This window comes from Streptomyces synnematoformans (assembly GCF_039531005.1).
GTDB classification, from domain to species: Bacteria; Actinomycetota; Actinomycetes; order Streptomycetales; family Streptomycetaceae; genus Streptomyces; species Streptomyces synnematoformans.
In genome coordinates this window covers 1-1793 of record NZ_BAAAPF010000608.1, presented here as the reverse complement: position 1 = coordinate 1793, position 1793 = coordinate 1, and the positions used below count along the sequence as shown (strand labels likewise).

Here is a 1793-nt window from a genome sequence, read left to right as displayed (position 1 = left end):
AACGAATCACTCAAACCGGCATAGCTCCAGCAGCTTGACAGCCATAGGAGCATCCGCAGGACCGTGGCTGAGCCTTTTCGAGCTTGTTCCGCTGCGACGGACCCACGCTCTCGCTCTGCGCGATGAGCCTGGTGGGCATGGTCAGGAGAGCGGCGGCGGTGACGCCGAGGGCGGTGGTGGCGATGCGCAATGGTGTGAAATGCCCTCTTGGTGCTGGACGGTGGGTGGGCGGTTCGGGTCTTCGGGCCCGGTTGGGGTCGTAGGGGTGGGTGTCAGTGCCCGAGGTGGTGCAGGCAGTCCTCGAACGTCGCGTGCGTGGCGTCCGCGGGGCCGGCGTGGCGGTTGTACCAGGCGGTGTCCAGGCGGGTCTCGTGCTGCTGGTGGCCTTTCCGGCAGCGCAGCAGACCTGGTCACGGGTGGACAGGATCAGCCAGTCCCCGGTACGCGCCGCACTCGGAGCAGGCGATCAGTTCGCCGTGGACGACGAGCGGCTGCTTCCAGGGCATCATCCGGCCGTTGAGCTGGTCGTGGCTGGGCAATTGCGGTTCCGACGGAACGGAGTCGTCCCCCGCACTGGCTGGCGCGGCGTGCTCCGGCTCGGCCCGCATCCGCTCGACCTGCGGCGGTCGAGCCTTCGCTTCGGCGGCTGCTCACTAGGACCTGGTGGTTCCGCTGTCGGAGCGTGCCGTACGTGCTGCTCGCGGCGGAGACGGCCGCGGCGTGGGTGACGAGTTCCGCCGGGCGTTCGTGGCGGGTTCTGGCGTTTCCAGGGGCAGGTCTGTCGTGCGGCGCAGCCGCCATACGAGAACGTCGCTGACGGAATCCGCGGTGCCCAGTTCACGGCGTCGGGCGACTCGGGCCAGCAGGGCGGCCGGTCGTGGCCGGCACGTTGGGCGTCGGCGGGGGTCGCCGCGGGGGCGTACCAGCCGGGTTCGCTGAGGATCTGCTCGGCCGGTTCCGGCGGCGCCTCGCGTAGCTGGCCGGCGTGGCGCTGCTCCCGCGGTCGTGGAAGACGCCGGCCGCGCTGTGCCGGAGTCGCCAGCGGTGCAGGGGCGGCGGCTCGGTAGGCGGCGCGCAGGTGTGCGGCAGTCTGGCGGGCGGCGGCGGCCCTCCGCGCGTGGCCCGGTCAAGGGGTCGTGGGTTCAAATCCCGCCGTCCCGACGGTGTGAAAGAGGCCCTTTGAGTGGGGAGAATCCCAGGTCAGAGGGCCTTTTGCGATTCATTGACACACCGTCAATCTGACGCTACGGCAGACCCTCGTCAGCCATGGGAGGCCGGTGCGCCGGAGGCCGTGGCGGCGGAGGTGCTCGTAGCCGAGCTTGGTGGCCACGTCGTCCCGGTGGGTGGCGTCCCGCAGCACGGCGGTGGTGATCCGGCCGCGGGGTCCGGTGAACAGCCGGGTATCGGGATCGGAGGCGCTGGGCCACCATGGGTCACACTTCCTCGATCAGCGGGACGCGTCCGGCCGTCTTTCCTTTGGTGCCCTTGTCGATCAGTCCGCCCGGGGCGGGAGTGGTCGTCACGGCCCTGTCGTACTACTGGGTGTGGCACGGTTCGATGTCGAACCTGCACAACGTGATCGTCGGCATGCGGACGCGGTACGGCAAGCCGGTCGTCCTGTGGTCCGGCAGGATCAACCCGAACGTGAGGTGGACGCCGTAGCACTGCTGTACCGAAGCGGACGGACACGGGTCCGCGGCGGTCGGCCCTACTCGGCGCGGAGGTCGAGCCAGTCGATCTCGTGCGCGGAGAGGCGTACGCCCAGCCCCGGGAGGGAGGTGCGGGTCTCTGCG

1 protein-coding gene and 1 pseudogene are annotated in these 1793 nt (G+C 70.2%); one reads left to right on the top strand and one right to left on the bottom strand.

What is annotated here, in order from left to right; all coding sequences use genetic code 11:
• Positions 1-272 precede the first annotated feature (272 nt).
• Positions 273-626: pseudogene (locus ABD317_RS36500) on the bottom strand (hypothetical protein); the annotation flags it as partial.
• Between the two features lie 859 nt (positions 627-1485).
• On the opposite strand from ABD317_RS36500, the gene ABD317_RS36490 reads away from it, so the two are divergent.
• The gene (locus tag ABD317_RS36490) at positions 1486-1662 is read left to right on the top strand and encodes a glycosyl hydrolase 53 family protein (protein ID WP_344296287.1); all 177 of its coding nucleotides are present in this window, start codon (positions 1486-1488) and stop codon (positions 1660-1662) included.
• Positions 1663-1793: the final 131 nt, after the last annotated feature.